Annotated in this window: 14 protein-coding genes; 7 read left to right on the top strand and 7 right to left on the bottom strand. The window is 63.4% G+C overall.

Going from position 1 to position 18,111, the window contains the following annotated elements; translation table 11 throughout:
• Positions 1-186 precede the first annotated feature (186 nt).
• The 4 genes from KZJ38_RS31005 to KZJ38_RS30990 all read left to right on the top strand — a co-directional run bounded on the left by KZJ38_RS31005 (position 187) and on the right by KZJ38_RS30990 (position 5,377).
• Positions 187-1,803: an EAL domain-containing protein gene (locus KZJ38_RS31005; protein ID WP_219800876.1), complete on the top strand. Its 1,617-nt coding sequence runs from the start codon at positions 187-189 to the stop codon at positions 1,801-1,803.
• A gap of 323 nt (positions 1,804-2,126) precedes the next feature.
• Positions 2,127-3,185, top strand: a complete 1,059-nt coding sequence (locus KZJ38_RS31000; protein WP_219800875.1) for an aldo/keto reductase — start codon at positions 2,127-2,129, stop codon at positions 3,183-3,185.
• Positions 3,186-3,349: 164 nt separating this feature from the next.
• The gene (locus KZJ38_RS30995) at positions 3,350-4,288 is read left to right on the top strand and encodes an exodeoxyribonuclease III (protein WP_219800874.1); all 939 of its coding nucleotides are present in this window, start codon (positions 3,350-3,352) and stop codon (positions 4,286-4,288) included.
• Positions 4,289-4,360: 72 nt separating this feature from the next.
• Complete coding sequence (locus KZJ38_RS30990; RefSeq protein WP_219800873.1) at positions 4,361-5,377, top strand: alpha/beta fold hydrolase; 1,017 nt, start codon at positions 4,361-4,363, stop codon at positions 5,375-5,377.
• An 81-nt stretch (positions 5,378-5,458) separates the two neighbouring features.
• Here the strand turns inward: KZJ38_RS30990 and KZJ38_RS30985 are convergent, their stop codons facing one another.
• A complete protein-coding gene (locus KZJ38_RS30985) occupies positions 5,459-5,806 on the bottom strand; it encodes a DUF4148 domain-containing protein (RefSeq protein ID WP_219800872.1) in 348 nt (115 codons plus the stop codon).
• A gap of 362 nt (positions 5,807-6,168) precedes the next feature.
• On the opposite strand from KZJ38_RS30985, the gene KZJ38_RS30980 reads away from it, so the two are divergent.
• Positions 6,169-6,747, top strand: coding sequence for a DUF4337 domain-containing protein (locus tag KZJ38_RS30980; protein WP_219800871.1), 579 nt, complete (start codon positions 6,169-6,171; stop codon positions 6,745-6,747).
• A 111-nt stretch (positions 6,748-6,858) separates the two neighbouring features.
• Here KZJ38_RS30980 and treF read toward each other — a convergent pair whose 3' ends face one another.
• Positions 6,859-8,724: an alpha,alpha-trehalase TreF gene (gene treF / locus KZJ38_RS30975; RefSeq protein ID WP_425518387.1), complete on the bottom strand. Its 1,866-nt coding sequence runs from the start codon at positions 8,722-8,724 to the stop codon at positions 6,859-6,861.
• Positions 8,725-9,127: 403 nt separating this feature from the next.
• On the opposite strand from treF, the gene KZJ38_RS30970 reads away from it, so the two are divergent.
• On the top strand, positions 9,128-10,249 hold the full coding sequence (locus tag KZJ38_RS30970; RefSeq protein WP_219800870.1) for an aromatic ring-hydroxylating oxygenase subunit alpha: 1,122 nt from the start codon (positions 9,128-9,130) through the stop codon (positions 10,247-10,249).
• Between the two features lie 79 nt (positions 10,250-10,328).
• Here the strand turns inward: KZJ38_RS30970 and KZJ38_RS30965 are convergent, their stop codons facing one another.
• From KZJ38_RS30965 to KZJ38_RS30950, 4 genes are all read right to left on the bottom strand, one after another.
• Entirely contained in the window at positions 10,329-12,377 is a 2,049-nt protein-coding gene (locus tag KZJ38_RS30965; protein ID WP_219800869.1) for a M3 family metallopeptidase, read from the bottom strand.
• Between the two features lie 74 nt (positions 12,378-12,451).
• The gene (locus tag KZJ38_RS30960; protein WP_219800868.1) at positions 12,452-14,020 is read right to left on the bottom strand and encodes a serine hydrolase; all 1,569 of its coding nucleotides are present in this window, start codon (positions 14,018-14,020) and stop codon (positions 12,452-12,454) included.
• 264 nt (positions 14,021-14,284) lie between these two features.
• Positions 14,285-15,076 carry a GNAT family N-acetyltransferase gene (locus tag KZJ38_RS30955; RefSeq protein WP_219800867.1) on the bottom strand — a complete coding sequence of 264 codons (792 nt, stop codon included), beginning with the start codon at positions 15,074-15,076 and terminating at the stop codon, positions 14,285-14,287.
• Between the two features lie 74 nt (positions 15,077-15,150).
• Positions 15,151-16,491 (bottom strand): APC family permease, encoded by a 1,341-nt coding sequence (locus tag KZJ38_RS30950; RefSeq protein ID WP_219800866.1) that lies wholly within the window; start codon positions 16,489-16,491, stop codon positions 15,151-15,153.
• Between the two features lie 308 nt (positions 16,492-16,799).
• On the opposite strand from KZJ38_RS30950, the gene KZJ38_RS30945 reads away from it, so the two are divergent.
• Positions 16,800-17,435 carry a LysE family transporter gene (locus KZJ38_RS30945; protein ID WP_246641848.1) on the top strand — a complete coding sequence of 212 codons (636 nt, stop codon included), beginning with the start codon at positions 16,800-16,802 and terminating at the stop codon, positions 17,433-17,435.
• Positions 17,436-17,524: 89 nt separating this feature from the next.
• Here the strand turns inward: KZJ38_RS30945 and KZJ38_RS30940 are convergent, their stop codons facing one another.
• Entirely contained in the window at positions 17,525-17,833 is a 309-nt protein-coding gene (locus KZJ38_RS30940; RefSeq protein ID WP_246641847.1) for a hypothetical protein, read from the bottom strand.
• Positions 17,834-18,111: the final 278 nt, after the last annotated feature.

The raw sequence follows: 18,111 nt of genomic DNA, 5'->3' as shown, positions 1-18,111 counted from the left end.
TGATTCAAGCCGGCGCGCGCCCGCACCGTTAACAAGAACGTCCCTCAAACGCAACGCCCGATGTCGCCGAACCTGCACATCGGCGCGTTGGCGTCGGCTTGCGCGGGTACAATACCGCGTCGTCTCCACTCAACGGACAGCATCCCGCCGCGACCGGTGCGGGCCAAGCCTAGTCGTCAAGCGTCCATGTACGATCCGTCGAACTCCGCTGAGGGAAAATTCTCCGAACTGCACGATGAGGCAAGCGTCAGGCGCAATGTCGCGCCACGCCTTACGCTTGCCATTGCCGCGGCGTGTTGCCTCGGCGTCACAGTGGGCGCCGTGCTATGGGGAGAACACTATGCGGACCAGGAAGTCGCCGCGCGCGAAAGCCTGATCGGCCACGACATGGTCGAGTCGCTCGACCGCATGCTGACCAGCGTGCGCACCGGGCGCCGTGACGCCTTGCTCGAACTGGTCGGGCAACACTGCGCGAAGATTTCGCTGCAACTGTCCGAACTCGAAACCTACGTGCAATATGTGCGGTCGATCAATCTCGTCGATAACGACAGGCTCTACTGCTCGTCGTCGATCGGCCCGTTGAGCGTACCGCTCTCCTCCTATGTGCCGCGCGGCACGCCCGGCGCACACGGCACCATCATCAATCTGCTCGCCGGCACGCCGTTTCAGCCCGGCACGCCCGTTATTTCGATGTACGAACCCACCGGCGACGGCGCCGGCGTGCAGTACACGATCGAAGGCGCTTACGTAGCCGATGCGCTCGCGCACGGCATACGCTACGGCGCGCAACAGGTGTTTCTGTCGATGCCGGGCTCGGGCGTGCTCAACGATAAAGGCGAATTCGTCCCGGCAATCAAGACGCCAAACCAGATCGGCACACGCGTCTATTCGACGCAATGGCCGTTCTCGATCGCGGTGCTCGCATCAGCGGCGCTCGCAACCGAGATGCACTGGCGTTACGGGTTACTGTTCGGCGCGCTCGCCATCCTCTTCGACCTGCTGATCGCCGCCATCGCGCTGCTCGCGCTGGCGCCGCAACGCCAGTTGCTCGCCGCGGTCCGGCGCGGATTGCGGCTCGGGCAGTTGCATGTGGTCTATCAGCCGGTGGTCGAGATCGAGACGCGGCGCATCGTCGGCGTCGAAGCGCTGATTCGCTGGACGCATCCGCGCTGGGGTTCGGTCAGCCCGTCGGTGTTTATGGCGCAGGTCGAACGCAGCCCCTTGCTGGCCCGTATCACACGCTTCGCGCTGCGCACGGCGGCTGCCGATATCGCGCAGAAAACCGATATCCGGCCGCTGCGCGTTGCAGTGAACGTCGCGCCGATGGATCTGCAACGTAAGGATTTTGTAGCCGATGTGATCGCGGTCAACGACGCGCTGCCGCCAGGCGTCACGCTGATCCTCGAAGTGACCGAGCGCTTTCTGCTTGCAAGACAGCCGCGCACGCAAGCCATTTTCAACGTACTGAAGGCGCGCGGCGTGCGATTCGCGATCGACGATTTCGGCACGCAGCACAGCAATCTCGATCTGCTCGGCCGCTTTCCTTTCGATTACGTGAAGATCGACGGCCAGTTCGTGCGGCAGATCGACAAAGGCGGCGCCGCGCTGATCAAGGCCATTGCGGCCGTTGCAAAGCACTTCGGCATGGAAGTCATCGCGGAAGGCGTCGAGACCGAAGCGCAGCACGCGGCGCTGCGCGAACTCGGCGTGCCGTTCGGTCAGGGCTTTCTCTATCAGCGTCCGGTCAATGCAGGCGCGCTTTCGGTCGAGCCCGAACCGGGACTGGCCGCCACCGGCCACTAGCACCGCCTTTCATACACATGGGCCGACGCCGCGCTTGGCCTCGCGCTCGATCCACGGTGCATCGCCTTGCCTCCGCATCGCTTCTACCTCACCTGTGCATCGCCTCCGTGAAGACGACGTGTGATCCCGCACCGGCGTTATTGGCAAGATAAAAATTAAAGCCATTTCGCTTATAGTGGCAACGAAGCCCGAAGCGTAACCATCAAATCAACATATTACAAATTGCTTCGGCATCGCAAGCATTACAAAAAGAATCACGTCAGGCATCACTGCGCATCACAAAACTGTCATATCAACCATCTGAACACGGAGACTGTCAGATCATGGAATACCGTCAGCTTGGCCGCTCGGGCCTTATGGTGTCGACCATCACACTCGGCACGATGACCATGGGTGGCAAAGGCAAATTCGCGAGCGTCGGCGACGTCGGCCTCGACGAAGCGCGCCGGCAAATCGATATGTGCCTCGATGCCGGCGTCAATCTGATCGATACCGCCGATGTCTATTCCGATGGCGCATCCGAAGAGATCGTCGGCGCCGCGCTCGGCGGCAAGCGCAAGAACGGCGTGCTGATCGCGTCGAAGGCGCGCTTTGCGATGGGCGACGGCCCGAACGATCGCGGGCTGTCGCGCTATCACCTCGTGCGCGCGTGCGAAGCAAGCCTGAAGCGCCTGAACACCGACGTCATCGATCTCTACCAGGTGCATGAATGGGATGGCATCACGCCGCTCGAAGAAACGCTCGAAGCACTCGATCTGCTCGTGCGGCAGGGCAAGATCCGCTATGTGGGATGCTCGAACTATTCGGGCTGGCATCTGATGAAAGCGCTGCACATCAGCGAGCGCGACCGCCTGCCGCGCTTTATCAGCCAACAGATCCACTACACGCTCGAAGCGCGCGAAGCGGAATATGAACTCGCGCCGATCGCGCAGGATCAAGGGCTCGGCATCCTCGTGTGGAGTCCGCTTGCAGGCGGGCTGCTGTCCGGCAAGCATCGCCGCGACACCACGCCCGAAGGCACGCGCCAGCTCGCAGGCTGGACCGAGCCGCCGATCCGCGACGCGGAGCGCCTGTGGAATATCGTCGATGTGCTCGTCGAGGTTGCGGCTGAACACGATGTGTCGGGCGCTCAGGTTGCGCTTGCGTGGCTGCTCGGACGTCCGGCGGTCTCGTCGGTCGTTATCGGCGGGCGCAACAACGACCAGTTGCGCGACAACCTTGCCGCGGCAAACCTCAAGCTCACGGCCGAACAGCGCGCGCGTCTGGACAAGGTGAGCTTGCCGCCGCTCCTCTATCCGTACTGGCATCAGGCGTGGACGGCAAGCGAGCGGCTCGGCTCGGCCGATTTGTCGCTGATCGGCCCGCATCTGCAGAAAGCTTAAGGGCGCAAGCCACGGGCAGGCCGGTCGCGCAGAGGGTTCGGCGTGTATGGGCCTGCGTGGACCTGTATCGGCCTGCGTGGACCTGCACCAGCCCGCATCGCGATTGACGATGCGGGTCCGTCGAGTGCATCGTACGGGCATGGCATTTGCAACCCTGCCCTCTTATGAAGCTCGCCACCTTCAATATCAACGGCATTCGCTCGCGCTTGCCGTCACTCATCAACTGGCTCGATAAAGAGCAGCCTGATATTGCGTGCCTGCAGGAACTGAAAGCGCCCGATAGCGCATTTCCCGAAGCAGAGCTTCAAGACGCGGGCTATGGCGCGATCTGGCATGGTCAGACCTCGTGGAACGGCGTCGCGATACTGGCGAAAGGAACGAAGCCGACCGAAACGCGGCGCGGCCTGCCCGGCGGCGACGCCGACACGCACAGCCGGTATATCGAAGCGGCAGTCAACGGATTGCTGGTCGGCTGCCTGTACTTGCCGAACGGCAACCCGCAGCCCGGGCCCAAGTTCGACTACAAACTCGAATGGTTCGAACGCCTGATCGCTTACGCGCAGACGCTTTTCGACAGCGGCCATCCCGTGGTGCTGGCCGGCGACTATAACGTCGTGCCGACCGACTTCGATATCTACAATCCGCGCTCGTGGCTGAAAGATGCGCTGCTACAGACCGAAAGCCGCGAGTGCTATGCGCGTCTGCTCGAACAGGGTTGGACCGATGCGCTGCGCAAGCGCTTCCCTGAAGACAAAGTATTCACGTTCTGGGATTATTTCCGGCGGCATTGGGAAACGAATTCGGGCCTGCGCATCGATCATCTGCTGCTAAGCGCGTCGGTGGCGCCGGCGTTGCGCGATGCGGGCGTCGACAAGTGGGTGCGCGGCGAGGCGCATGCGAGCGACCATGCACCGACATGGATCGAGCTGAAACTCGACACGCGCAAAGCGAACGACGAAGCGGTGAAGAACGCGGCGAAAAGTGCGGCAACCAGGTCAACGCGATCGCCCCAGCCAGCAAAGGCTGCAAAGACGGCTAAAGCCGCGAAGACCGCGAAGACAGCAAAGTCCCCGGCAACGAAGAGCCGCAAGACACCCAGCTGAGCACCCAACGCGAAGCACGCGCGGATATGGTATTCATGCACGATGCCCTCCCTTCCCGCCCGCGCCACGCTCATGACTTCCAGCGTCGCCAACCGAACGTCCAGCACCACCGCGCCCGACAGCCCCATCAAACGGCCGCTCAGATTGCCGCCCAGGTGGCCCATCAAACGCCACACACTACGCACGCACGACCGACATCGGATCGCCTTCGCAGTTGCAGGCCGTGACGACGGCACGCCCGTCGTCGTGCTGCACGGCGGCCCGGGTGGCGCATCGAACCGCAGCGTGCTCGGCTTCTTTGATCCGGAGCGCTTTCGCGTGGTGATGATCGATCAGCGCGGCGCCGGGGCCTCGCGGCCCGCGGGCAGCTTGCGCCGCAACAACACCATGAGTCTGATCGGCGACATCGAAGCGGTGCGCAAGCAGTTGCGCATCGAGCGCTGGGGCGTGCTGGGGGGATCGTGGGGAGCGGCGCTCGCGCTCGCATATGCGGGCACGCATCCGCAAGCGGTGCTTGGTGTCGTGCTACGCGGCATGTTTTTGACGTCCGCGCGGGAAGTGGAAGGACTGTTCCTCGCGTCGCGCAAGCGCGCGCCGCGCGAATGGCAGGCGCTCGTCCATGCCGCGCAGTGCACACACCCGTCGCGACTATTCGATGCGTGCGCAACCATTTTGCTTCGCTCGCGCAGCAAGGCAGCACAAAAGGCGGTCGCCCTTGCATGGTCGCGTTACGAATATGCCGTGCTGACGTCGGCGCGACGCCGGCGCCGCACGCGTACCGCGCGGCGCAAGCCTGCCGACGTGCACAGACAGATCGCGATGTACCAGATCCAGTCGCATTACCTGCAGCATCGATGCTGGCTTGGCGAACCACGGCTTTTATCGCTAGCCCGGCGTGCCGCGCAAGCGGGCGTGCCGATCGCGGCCGCGCACGGCACGCGCGATACCGTGTGCCCGGTCGGCAATACGGCGCGCCTCGTGCGTTCGGTACCGGCAGCGCGCATCGAGCGAGTCGTCGCAGGCCATCTCGGCAGCGAGCCGAAACTGCGCGAAGCGGTCAGACGCGCGGTCGACGCGCTATGGCCCTGATGCGAAAAAGACCGCAAGGCTAACGCCTATGCGGTCTTCTACTTCACCCTGCATCTACATGCCACGCACAGTCAGAACCGCTTACGGATGGTTGTAGCCCGACGACTTCAACCAGTCGTTGCCGCCGTTCGCTGCTTGCGGAGTCTGCGCACGACCCGACTGCGACGTGCCATTCGTGGCGGGACCATAACCGGTCGTTTGCGATGCGCCGTTTTGCGCAACCACTTGCGACTCCGCAGCCGCGAGTCCGTCCGGGTAATGCGCATCGCCGGCATTCCACAGCGGTGCGCCCTGCTCCGCCTTCTGCACTTGCGCGAGTTCAGCGCGCACCTGAGCGCGCGTAACCGGGCCGTTCGTCGATTGAGCGAACGACGCCACAGGGGTAGCAAGCACCGCGGCAACCGCAATTGCGCTGATAAACGATTTCATGAAACACCTCCCAAAGCCGTTGACGAAGCCACGACATAACTTGTCTGTGACTGTTGGGTACAAGTCTAGCGGCGGGAAGCCATAGGGAAAACCCTTATAACGAGAAAGGACCTTTGCGTTTTTCGAATGCAATTATTTCGACCATTCGAGCGTTTACGGCCGGTTCTCGATGCCTGCTGTTCAGCGGACATACGGCGACACGTTACCCGGCCGCGCGGCGTGCGTGTTTCGATAGATGCGAACATTCTTTCCACGCGTGACGAAAATGCTCGTGTCCGGACCCGGCACCTGACCACAACGACTGCACGCGTCTACGTCTAACGCATGCGTTATGCTTGCGCCTTTTGCGCGAGACCCGAACGATGTCCGACGAGTACGAAGTCCATGGCCCGCACGATCACGCGGTCGAACACGCGGGTAGCCATGCTGCCGGTCCCAGCGCGTCGCGCATCGCGGTCATGACGGCGATCCTCGCGAGCGTCGGCGCCATCGCGTCGTACCAGAGCGGCGCGAACGAGAACCTCGCGCTGTTCTACAAGAACGAAGCGGCGATCCGCAAGACCGAAGCCTCGGACCAGTGGGCGTATTTCCAGGCCAAGGGCGAGAAGCAGAATCTCGCCGAACTGGGCGCCGCGTTGAGCGATCCTTCGTCGGCCGCGCACACGAAATTCGTCGCCGACGAAAAACGCTATGCCGCCGACAAGGAGCCGATTCGCGCCAAAGCCGAATCGCTCGAAACCGAAGCGAAGAAGGACAACGATACGAGCGAGTCGCTACAGCATCAGCACCATCGCTGGGCGCAAGCGACGACGCTGATCCAGATCTCGATCGCACTCGCCGCGATCACCCTGCTGACGAAGAAGAAGTGGCTGCAGACCGTGACCGGCGCCATCGCGTTGATCGGCCTCGGTTTTTTTGTTGCGGCATGGCTGGCCGTGTGACGCGGGCGACATAGCGCAGCGCGAGTCGCGCGAGCAATTGCGACACCGATGCGCCCCCTCGCGTGCCGTTCGGCTTGCGCGCCGCTTTTTTGTCCGCCCTGGCCGCGCGCCCTATTTCGCCGGCGTCTCCTGCAAGCGATGCGACGTTTGCGGTGCGGCCGCCGCCGACGATGCCGCCTCCGATACGCCGCGCGGCCCTTCCGGCACATCGACGGGCCGCGTCGATCCCGCCGCGGCCGGATACATCGCCATCAACGCGCGTAGCACGCCATTGGTCCAGCCGAAACCATCCTGCAGCGGATATTCGCCGCCGCCCGCGGCGGTCGACCCGGCCTTCGCATCGACATCGTATTTTTCGACGAGCTTGCCGGTGCGCTGGTAATAGGCGACGTTCGTCTGAATCCAGCGCGTCGCAATCTGACCGGCCAGCGCCGACTGACCGTAACGCCGCAAGCCGGCCACCGCGAGATATTGCAGCGGCGCCCAACCGTTCGGCTCATCCCATTGCTGGCCTGATTGCACGGAGGTGGTGGCGAGCCCGCCTGCGCGCAGCAGCCGCGCGCGCACCGTCGACGCGACCTCGCCGGCCTGCGCCTTATCTGCAATGCCGAAGTAAAGCGGATAAACGGTTGCCGCACTGAGCCGGTGCGTGAGCCGCCGCGCGGCGAAGTCGTAGTCGCCGAACGCATGCAGTTGCGGGTCCCACAGCACGCGGCGAATCGCCGCCGCGCGCGCGGACGCGCGCTTCTCGAAACGTTCCGCTTGCGCCGCATCGCCTTTCAACCGGTACGCGTGTGCAATCGTGCGTTCGAGATCGGTGAGCAGGCTGTTCAGATCGACGGGCACGAGCGACGTCACTTCAACCGTGCCGAGCGTCTTGCCGTCGGCAAACCAGCGCGAACTGAAATCCCAGCCCGTTTCGCCGCCCGCACGCAGATTGCGCCACAGATCGGCCGCCTCGCGCTGCGGCGTTTGCTGGGCTGTCGCGACGTCTTCGCGATACGACTCGTCGCGCGGCGTATCGCGCGCGTCCCAATAGCGGTTGAGTACGGTGCCGTCCTGCAGCTTCACGAGATGCCGGTACGCGCCGCCGCGCGCGACATCGTCTTCTCCATCCATCCAGTAACGGTATTCGGCGAGCAGTTCGGGCAGATAACGCAGATAGACCGCATCGCCTTCGCGCTCGGCCGTGAGCCGCACCATCTGCGCGAAGAACGGCGGTTGCGAGCGGCTCAGATAGTAAGTGCGATTGCCGTTCGGGATGTGCCCGTAGCGATCGATCAGCGTCGAGAAATTATTGAGCTCGTCGCCGAGCAGATCGGTGCGGCCGCTTTGCTCAAGCCCGAGCATGATGAAAAACGAGTCCCAGTAGTAGATCTCGTCGAAGCGATCGCCGGGCACAATATACGGATACGGCAGCGGCAACAGCGACGACCATGGGCTCGCGCTTTGATCCGGATCGCGCTTGAGCACATTCCACAGCGTATCGATATGCGCGGTCACGCTCTGGTTCGGATCGGATACGTAGCGCTTCGTTTCGCGCGCGGGCAGCGTGAAGTGCGCGTCGACGAACCGCTTGAGATCGAAGCCCGCCTGAGATTTCTGTTGCGTATATTCCGCCACGAGATGCGACGGCGTGTCGTTCGGGATCATGTCCGCGAAAGTCTTGCTGTCAGGAAACAGATGCGCGAGTTCGACATCGCGATAGAGCGCGCCATAGAGTTCCGATGGCGGCACGGGCACGACCGGCGATGGCGTGGTTTTGCCTGCTGTACCGGCCGCGGATGAACTGGCCGCATTGGCCGCGTTGGCCGCATTGGCGTTTACCTGCGGCGTCGTCACAGCCGCCGGCGATGCCTCGACAGCAGGCGCCGCACTTTGCGCGAATACGAGCACGGTGGAGCCTGCCAGCAAACACACTGAACAGCACAAAGTAGCGGCGGCAGTTCGCGCGCGGCGAGACAAGGCTTGCGACATCGATCGGGATCCTCGCGGTTGGTATCGGGTGGTTGCGGTGGTTGCGGTGGTTGTGGTGGTCGGGGTGGTCGGGGTGGTCGGGGTGGTCGGGGTGGTCGGGGTGGTCGGGGTGGTCGGGTTTGCCATCGAGTTGATTCGATTCCTGCTGAAGAAAGACGCAGGCGAGCAAACAATGTTCCCCAAATGCCGCATTTCCCGTTCGCAAGATCGCGAAGCGACGACATCATCGAGATCGCACGCAACATCGCGCGATCACGCGGCAAGCGGCGCGCGTCGCAGTTTTCGTGCCGGACAGTACGCGCACCGCGCAATACACCGCCAGTTCTATCGCGCGGCCCGATCGTTGCACGACTCGCGAACATGCGGACATAATTTGCAAACGTCGCACGTCGAGGTGAGCGCCATGCAAGAGCCCGGTTCATCCGAATGCAGCAGCATTGTCCGCCCGGCCAACGAGGCCGCCGCGCGCGATTTACGGCGCGTGCCGATCCATCCCGATCATTGGTATCCGCTTGCATGGTCGAGCGAAGTGAAGCGCGGCCACACACACGGCGTGCGTTTTGCAGGCGAACCGATCGTGCTCGTGCGTACCGCTTCCGGCACCGTGTTTGCCCTTGAGGACCGTTGCGCGCACCGGCAGATTCCGCTGCGCGACGGCGTTGTCGACGGCGAAGCGATCCGCTGCTGTTATCACGGCTGGACCTACGACTGCACGGGGCGCTGCGTGAACATTCCGTATCTGGGCCGCGAGCGCCTGCCCAATGGCGTACGCGCGTATCCATGCCGCGAACTCGAAGGTCTCGTGTTCGTGTTTCCGGGCAATCCGGCGCGCGCCGAAACGACACCCCTGCCCTCGCTTGGATCGATCGCGAATCATGCGTACAAGACGCGCCGCTATGCGCGCGATGTGGCGTGCCACTACTCGTTCATGCACGAAAACCTGATGGATATGAACCATCAGTTTCTGCATCGCCGCGTGATGGGACAGATGAGCGCGCGTTCGCTCGGCAGGCGCCACGGCGAGAACTGGGTCGAGGTCGATTACACGCTCGATCGCGAAGGCGGCAGCCGGCCGCTCGGCGAGACCGTCGCTCTCGGGCAGAGCGCGCCAGGCAGCCCGACGGACAACGACGTGATGACGGTGCGCACCGACTACCCGTATCAGACGCTGCAGATCCGTAATCCGAAGTCGGCGTTGATGCTCGACTTATGGGCCGTATATGTACCGCTCGATCGCGAACAGCGCACGACGCGCGCGTTCGGCCTCGTGTCCGTCAAGCGGCCGCGCATGCGCGTGCTGCTCGATGTCGCGTGGCCGGTGCTGATCTGGTTCACCGAGCGCATCTTCAAGGAAGACCGCTGGGCCGTCGAACGCGAGCAGCAGGCGCACGACGAACAGGGCGCCGACTGGAATCACGAAGTCTTTCCGGTGATCAACGAACTGCGCGATCTGCTGCGACGCTGCGGCGCGCAGGCGTCGCGGCGCGTGATTCCGATTGAAACGCCGGTGGCGCCGGGGGATTGACCGCCGGCGCCGTGCGCACGCCGTGCTACACGCTGTGCTTCACGTCGCGCTTCACATCGTGATAAGCGCCGGTATTCACTCAGGCAGCCAGCAACCCGCGCTTGCGCAACATCGGCTCCGCCTGCGGATCGTGCCCGCGAAACGCTCGAAACGCCGCGCGTTCGTCGCGGCTGTCGCCCGCGCTGTACACATAGCGTTTGAGCTTGTCCGCGAGCACCGGATCGAACGCGTCGCCGGCTTCCTCGAATGCATCGAACGCTTCGGCTTCGAGCACTTCGGCCCACATATACACGTAGTAGCCGGCCGCATAGTGGCCACCGCTGAAGATATGCGAAAAATGCGGCAGACGATGCCGCATCCCGACCTCACGCGGCACGCCAAGACGCGCGCGCTCCGCTTCCTCGAAGCGTGCGATATCGATATTTTCCGCATCTTTCTGCCGATGCAGCGCCATATCGATCAGCGCCGACGACGCATACGACACCGTTTCGAAGCCCTGATTGAATGTCTGCGACGCGCGGATGCGCTCGATCAGCGCGGCCGGAATCGGCTCGCCCGTGTCCACATGACGCGCGTGCTTCTCGAGCACTTCGCGCACCGTCGCCCAGTTCTCCATCAGCTGCGACGGCAGTTCGACGTAATCCTGCGGCACGCTGGTGCCCGATAAACGGCCGTAGGTCACATCGGACAGCAGACCATGCATCGCGTGGCCGAATTCATGGAACAGCGTGCGCACGTCGTCGAAGCTCAGCAGCGTCGGCCCATCGTCATTGCGCGCAAAGTTGTTGTTATTGACGACGATCGGCTGCACATCGTCGCCATGCCGCCCGTTGCGCATCTGCCGGCGATAGATATGCATCCACGCGCCGCCCTGCTTGTTCGGCCGCGCGTAGTTGTCGCCGAGAAACACGCCCACGCGCTCGCCGCCGCGTTGCACTTCCCACAGGCGCACGTCCCGGTGATACAGCACAACGCCGCTTTGCTCGACGAACTGCACACCGAACAGACGCCCCGCGCAATCGAACATCGCCTCGAGCATCGCATCGAGGCTGAAATACGGCTTCACTTCCGCGTCGTCGAGTGCGTAGCGCGCCACGCGCACTTTTTCCGCGAGGTAGTACCAGTCCCACGGCTCGATGTCAGTCGGTTCGCCAAGCGCGGCCGCGTGTTCCACCAGGGCCGCGCGTTCGCGCGCAGCGCTCGCTTTGGCGGGCTCCCATACCTGGCTGAACAGCTGATCGACGGCGCCCGCGTTGCCGGCCATCCGGTCGGACAGCGCATAGTCGGCAAAACTGTCGTAGCCGAGCAGACGCGCCTGCTCGGCCCGCAACGCAAGGATCTGCCCGGCGAGCGGCCGGTTGTCGCGGCCCGGCGTTTCGCCGCGCGTGGTCCATGCGCGCCATGCGGTTTCGCGCAGGTCGCGGCGCGTCGAAAACGTCAGGAACGGCTGCACGAGCGAGCGCGCGAGCGTAATCACATGGCCATCCACGCCGCGTTCGCGCGCCGCACCGCGTGCGGCCGCGCGCAGGAAATCGGGCAGGCCGGCGAGCTCCGCTTCGGATGCGAGCGGCAACTGATACGTCGATTCGTCTGCGAGCACGTTCTGCGAGAACTGCGTTTGCAGCTCCGCCAGCTGCACCGCGATGGCCGCAAACCGTTCGCGGGCCGTGCCTTCGAGCGCCGCGCCGGTGCGGATGAAATCGGTATGGACGCGCTGCAGCAGCCGCTGCTGCTCCTCGCTCAGGTTCAACGACTGGGCCTGGCGGTGCACCGCGTCGAGCCTCGCGAAAAAGCGGGCGTGCATCGCCACCTGGCTGTCGTGCGCGGCAAGACGCGGCGCCATCTCGCGCTCCACCGCCTGCAGTTCCGCCGGCGATTCCGATGCGCACAGATTGTCGAACGCAAGGCGCACGCGGTCGAGCGTCGCGCCGGCCGCATCGAATGCGGCGACGGTATTGTCGAACGTCGGCGCATCGGCGTTCGTTGCAATCGCATCGATTTCTTTCAGATGCCGATCGAACAGCACGGCAAACGCCGGTGCGAAGTGTTCACTGCGAATCTGCTCGAACGGCGGCAGCTGGTAACGCGTTTGCCACGGCTGCAGCAGCGGATTATCTTGCGCGATCATGTCGGTTTGCCTCCTGGCGCAGTCCTGGTTCAATCCAGGGTACAGGCTCAGCTCCACGCCATGATAAGACAACCTTACCGTACAAACGTACCCATTCCGTCTTCGTTGTAATACTCGAGCGTGACGCGATCGCTCAGAAAGCTCGCTTTTGAAATCGTGCCCGGCGACGCATTCTCGTTGTACAGGGTGAATGTAAACACGTCGCCGTCCCAATGCGTCAGCGGCCGCACCATCGGCACCGGCCCGATCGCAAGCGACAGCGCGCCGTTCTGCTCGCTCACCTTGAGCGGCCCGAAATAGTCGTTGCGAAAAGCGCCCGTGTAGGTCGACAGCGCACGCGGCGGCAACGGCGATGCAGGCCGCGCAGCGCCGACCAGCGATCCTTCGGGCTTCATCATCGGCGCGAGCGCGTTTCCATAAAGCGTGGCCCAGTCGCGCTTGATCGCACCAAACTGAACGAGATCGAAAAACTGCGCCGTGATTGTCTCCGGCACGCCCATCGGAAAGCCGTTGGTCAGCGCGATGATCGCGACGCCGGTCGACGGCACGACCACGAAGTTGGTCGCCGCCCCCACCGCGAATGCGCCCGAGTGGCTGTAGCTCGCACGTCCCGATTCGGTTACGCCCACGTTGAAGCCGTACCCGTAATAACTGGCCGGATGCGTGGCGCCCGGCGGCGCGGACTGCACCTGCTGCGACACGGCGGCGTTCAGCGCAGCAGCATCGACAATGCGCTTGCCGTCGAACATGCCCTGCCCGAGCATCATCGCGAGCCACTTCGCCATATCGTTGACCGACGAACTCGCGCCGCCCGCCGGCGCCTGCGCATCGGGCATATTGCCGGGCCCGACCACCCATCGGTCGCCGCGCTTCACATGGCCGGTCGCGCGATTCGCGCGTGCCGCGAAATCCGCATGGCGCGAGCTCGTGCTCGTCATGCCGAGTGGCTGGTAAATGGCCTCTTCGGAAAGCGTCGCCCAGTCGGTGTTGGCCGCCGCGGCAACCGAAATCGCAGCCGCGGTCAGGCCGAAATTCGTATACGCGTACGAGTTGCGAAAGCCATGCAGCGGCAGATAGCGCAACCGTTCGAGGATTTCGGTCTGACCATAGCCCATGTCTTCGAGGCGATCGCCGGCATGGTCGGGCAGGCCCGAGCGGTGCGCATAGAGATCCGCGATCGTCACGGCCTCGCTCGCTTCGGGATCGGATAGCGTGAACCAGGGCAAATGCTTGCGCACGGTCGTGTCCCACGACACGCTGCCAAGCCCGACTTGCCGCGCGACCACGCTCGCGCCCAACGGCTTCGAGAGCGACGCGAGCAGAAACACCGTATCGGCATCCACAGGCTGGCCGCTGCCGATCTCGCGCGTGCCGAAGCCCTTGGCATAGACGGTCCGCGTGCCGCGGACCACGGCAATCGCCAGCCCTGGGACACCGGTGCGCGTCATCTGCGCCGTTACGAGCTGGTCGAGTTGCGCGATTGCATGGTCGATCTGCGCGGATGGAATGGGCGGTGGTTTGCGCGCCGGCGCGCACGGCACGCTGTCGTTCGATGCGGCACGCGCGGTTGATGAGAACGGTGCAACAAGCGATGCACCAAGCGCTGTGCCAAGCAGTCGCCGCCGCTGTTCGAAGCGTGTCATTGTGCGTCTCCCGGCACCACGCGTGCCGATCTATCGTGTACCGGCTTTCTTATCGCCTGCCACTCACGGCGAGGCGAACACGATAGTCTGACCACAACTTCCGTACGTGCATAGTGCAGTGCCGCTCATAGCGCGGCAAATCGCACGCCGGCCGGCACATTGCGTGTGCCGGGCGCGTTGGGAGCGTCGCGAAAGGCGCGCGCATCCGATCACGCGTCGACCTTGCAGGTTAGCCCCGCGCGGCCGATGCGCCTTTGCGTCGACTCATGCGAGCTTGTACGTCAAAAACAGCGTCGTGCGCCGATACCCCGCACGCTGATAAACAGGAAAGCCGGCCTGCGTCGCATGCAACGTGGTCCGCGTCAAACCCGTGGCATCGTGCGCTGCCTGCAGCGCATGACACACGGTCGCGTATCCATACCCTTTGCGCTGCGCATCCGGCAGCGTCGCGACGAGCGCGAGATAGAGTTGCCCTTCGTTGACGATCGCCGCCGCGGTCGACACGGCCCGCCCCGCTTCATAACCGATAAACGCATACGCCGTCGATTTCCAGAACTCCGAGCCGCGCAGCGCTTCCTGGCCGGCCTCGAGAGGAAAGCCATACCCTTGCGCGTTAATCTCGCCATAAGCCTTCAACGCGGCCTCGTCGGTGACCCGGTGGAATTCGAGCGGTGTCTCGGGCATCTGCCGGCTGCACGGCACATCGCCGGCCATGCCGAACACGTCGATCGCGTATTCGAGTCCGGCTTCTCTCGCAAGATCATCGATGCGGCCGCGCAAGCCCGGATTCAGAAAGTCTTCGCACACGTAGACAAGGCCCGCTTGCCGCTTCGCTCGCATATAGCCGGCGCCTTCTCGCAGACGCGCCGAGAGATCATCGGCATTGCCGATGCGGTCGGTGAGAAAGAGCGCGTTCCAGAACGGAAACGCGCTATCCGCCCAGCAGACCGACATGCCGGGACGATCGACGAGATCCACGCCCGGCCGGTCGCCGGACAGCACTTTCCACATCGACACATACTGGAAATTCGATTCAACCGCGCCTGGATTCACCATTTCACATGCCTTAAAAAAGCGGAACGCACAGCCGCGCAACGAAGGTTCGCCGATAGCGTGCGCCCCTTTACCGATCACACGTCGAGCCGCGCATTCACACCGTTTCGCGATTTCAGCAGCCGGTAGTACGCCACTCCGATGCATAGCCATATCGCGCCGAGCAGCCACGTATGAGCGGACATCGAATAGAGCACATAGAGCAGAATGGCCGCACCGCAGATCGGGACCACGAGATGACGGACGAATGCGTGCGACCGCTTGCGCCTGAAGAAATGCACGACGACGGTCGCGTGCAGGATCACGAAGCCCGTCAGTGCACCGAAATTGACGAACTCGGCAAGCGTGTCGAGATGGTCGAGAAAGCCGATTGCAATCGCGAGAGACACGACAGCCACAACCAGCAGGCTTTTGTGCGGGCTGCCGTAACGCGGATGCAGATCGGCAAAAAACCGCGGCAGCTTGCGATCGCGCGCCATCGAAAACAGCAGCCGCGCGATCGCCGTTTGCGAGACAATCGAGCACGACACGCCGAACACAATCGCGGTGGTGCAGTCGGCCAGCAACGCAAGCGGCTGACCGCCCGCGCGCCTTGCCACTTCGTAAAACGCGGTATCGGCCGACGTGAAGGTCATACCCTGCGCGAGGTCGGCGGCAATCCATGTCTGCACGACGAAGATCGCGCCGGCCAGCACGAGTGCCGTAATCGTTGCGCGCCCAACCAGCGCCTTGCGATCGCCGCGCACCTCCTCGGCGAGTGTCGAGATTGCGTCGAAGCCGAGGAACGACAGCGCGCAGATCGACACGGCGGAAAACACGAAACGCAGATCGACTACTTCCGGCTTGAAGAGCGGCGCCAGCGTGAGACGCCCCGCACCCGCGCCGTGATACAACGCGTTAAAGCCCGCCACGCAGAACAACGCGAGCACAATCAGTTGCGCAATGATAAACAGGCGGCTCATGTTCGACGTCGCCTGTGCGCCGAGATAGTTCGTCCCGGTGCCAATCGCGAGAAACACGAGTACCCAGATAGTGCGCGACACGGCCGGCACAAAGTCGTGCAGCGCGGTGGCGCCTGCAACATAGGTGAGCGCGGGAACCAGCAGATAGTCGAGAATCAGCATCCATCCCGCGACAAAGCCGATCACCTCACCGATGCCTCGCGTCGCGTATGCATAGACGGAGCCCGCCAATGGAAAATCCGCGGACAGAAACTTGTAGCTGAACGCCGTCAGCAGCATCGCGGCCATGCCGACGAGATAAGCCAGCACCACCATGCCCGACGATGCGGCGTATACGTAGCCGAAAATCGCAAACGGTGCGACCGGAATCATAAACGCCACGCCGTAGACCACGAGGTCGGCGAACGACAGAACCCGTTTGAGCTCCTGAGCGTTTTGCAGGGAACGGCTGGACATGCGGCGCCTCCTCGGGATCTGCACCGGATGCGCTCGCATGCCGGCTTGCTCAGCAGAACATTCGAATCGCGCACTTATTCCATTCTGTCCGGATAGCCTCTCAGGGATGCGCTTTCATCTGGCATGATGCGAAACCCACGTGAAGCCGACGCGAAGTAATAGTCAGCTACGCGAAACGATGAAGCGAAAGCGCGGAGCGGGCCCGCCTGGCGCGTCAATTGACGCATCAACGATTTATGCCTCGCGGTAAACTCACGAGGCTGACCCAAACGCCTTGCCGAACCCCAACCCCAAGCAGGAAGACGACCTTGCAACTTCATATCTGGATTACTTACGCGCTGACGTGTATAGCGATCGCACTCTCGCCGGGACCGGGCGCCGTGCTCTCGATGAGCCACGGACTGTCATATGGCGGCAGAAAAACCACGGCGACGATCATCGGCCAGGAACTTGGCCTTGCATTCGTTCTGCTGGTCGCCGGAGCCGGCGTGGGTTCGCTGCTGCTCGCGTCGCTGTGGGCGTTCTCCGCGGTCAAGATCGGCGGCGCCGCGTATCTGATCTATCTGGGCATCATGCAATGGCGTTCGAAACACGCGCCTGCCGAAGCGGATTCGCAGGCCGGCCCCGCCACGTCATGGCGCAAGCGCTTTACCACGGGACTTTTAACGAATGCGACGAATCCGAAGGCGATCGTGATCATGGTCGCGGTGCTGCCGCAGTTTATCGTCGCGCACGAGCCGCTCGTGCCGCAGTTGATTGCGATGACCATCACGATGATGGTCGTCGATACGACCGTCATGCATGCCTATGCGTATGGCGCGAGCGCGTTCCGCCGCATGCTGCGCAGCGAGCGCGCGATCCGCACGCAAAACCGGGTGTTCGGCGGAATTCTGATGGTGCTCGGCGCCGGGCTCTTTTTCGCGCGGCGCGCGCCGTCGGTGTGAGCAGCGGGGCCAAACGCCCATGAGGATGAAACGGGCAGATCGAGCGCGCCTTACATCGCTTGCGCGGCCTACGTCGCTCACGTCGCGACTCAAGGCCGCTCTGTAATCGGCCCGTCGACGTCGATCTTGCCGACCGCGCCGGCCGGCCCCTTTACAGTCAGCGGCCCGCGAACCTCGAGGTCGCCGCGCACGACCAGCGGCCCTTTCACGGTCAGCGGCCCATAGAAGTTATTGTCGCCGGCACGGCGCTCGGCCTCGTCCGGCTGCAACTGCGCGACGCGCTCCGCCGTGAGCGGTCCATGCACCGCGAGATTTCCTCCGACCTTAAGCGGCCCCTCCACCGTAACGGGCCCGCGCACAACCGCCGAACCGAGAATGTTAAGCGGTCCTGTCGTCACCGGTTCCGCCGCAGCCGGAGAAGACGCGGCGATTGAAATGAAACCGCAAGCGGCAGCACATACGAATGGAGCGGCGAATCGATCTGCAAATCGCGCTATGAAGCAAGCCAAAGTCGCACGCCGCGCGCGTCGGGCGGTAGAGTCAGTCACGATGCCTCCCAGGCATGAGCCATTCATCTGAGGCCGTGCCATAAGCGGCCGGCGCATTTGTCTTTCGTGCAGTTCAGTCTACTTGTGTGAAAGGCGAATGACAAACGGTCGCGCCGCGCGCGCTGACC

This window comes from Paraburkholderia edwinii (genome assembly GCF_019428685.1).
Taxonomy (GTDB): Bacteria; Pseudomonadota; Gammaproteobacteria; order Burkholderiales; family Burkholderiaceae; genus Paraburkholderia; species Paraburkholderia edwinii.
The sequence above is the reverse complement of the archived record's forward strand: the minus strand, read 5'-3'. Positions and strand labels throughout refer to the sequence as shown.

Coding starts and splice junctions, on each gene's coding strand:
- KZJ38_RS31005 (WP_219800876.1), top strand. CDS start 187: ATGTACGATCCGTCGAACTCCGCTGAGGGAAAATTCTCCGAACTGCAC.
- KZJ38_RS31000 (WP_219800875.1), top strand. CDS start 2,127: ATGGAATACCGTCAGCTTGGCCGCTCGGGCCTTATGGTGTCGACCATC.
- KZJ38_RS30995 (WP_219800874.1), top strand. CDS start 3,350: ATGAAGCTCGCCACCTTCAATATCAACGGCATTCGCTCGCGCTTGCCG.
- KZJ38_RS30990 (WP_219800873.1), top strand. CDS start 4,361: ATGACTTCCAGCGTCGCCAACCGAACGTCCAGCACCACCGCGCCCGAC.
- KZJ38_RS30985 (WP_219800872.1), bottom strand. CDS start 5,806: ATGAAATCGTTTATCAGCGCAATTGCGGTTGCCGCGGTGCTTGCTACC.
- KZJ38_RS30980 (WP_219800871.1), top strand. CDS start 6,169: ATGTCCGACGAGTACGAAGTCCATGGCCCGCACGATCACGCGGTCGAA.
- treF (WP_425518387.1), bottom strand. CDS start 8,724: ATGTCGCAAGCCTTGTCTCGCCGCGCGCGAACTGCCGCCGCTACTTTG.
- KZJ38_RS30970 (WP_219800870.1), top strand. CDS start 9,128: ATGCAAGAGCCCGGTTCATCCGAATGCAGCAGCATTGTCCGCCCGGCC.
- KZJ38_RS30965 (WP_219800869.1), bottom strand. CDS start 12,377: ATGATCGCGCAAGATAATCCGCTGCTGCAGCCGTGGCAAACGCGTTAC.
- KZJ38_RS30960 (WP_219800868.1), bottom strand. CDS start 14,020: ATGACACGCTTCGAACAGCGGCGGCGACTGCTTGGCACAGCGCTTGGT.
- KZJ38_RS30955 (WP_219800867.1), bottom strand. CDS start 15,076: ATGGTGAATCCAGGCGCGGTTGAATCGAATTTCCAGTATGTGTCGATG.
- KZJ38_RS30950 (WP_219800866.1), bottom strand. CDS start 16,491: ATGTCCAGCCGTTCCCTGCAAAACGCTCAGGAGCTCAAACGGGTTCTG.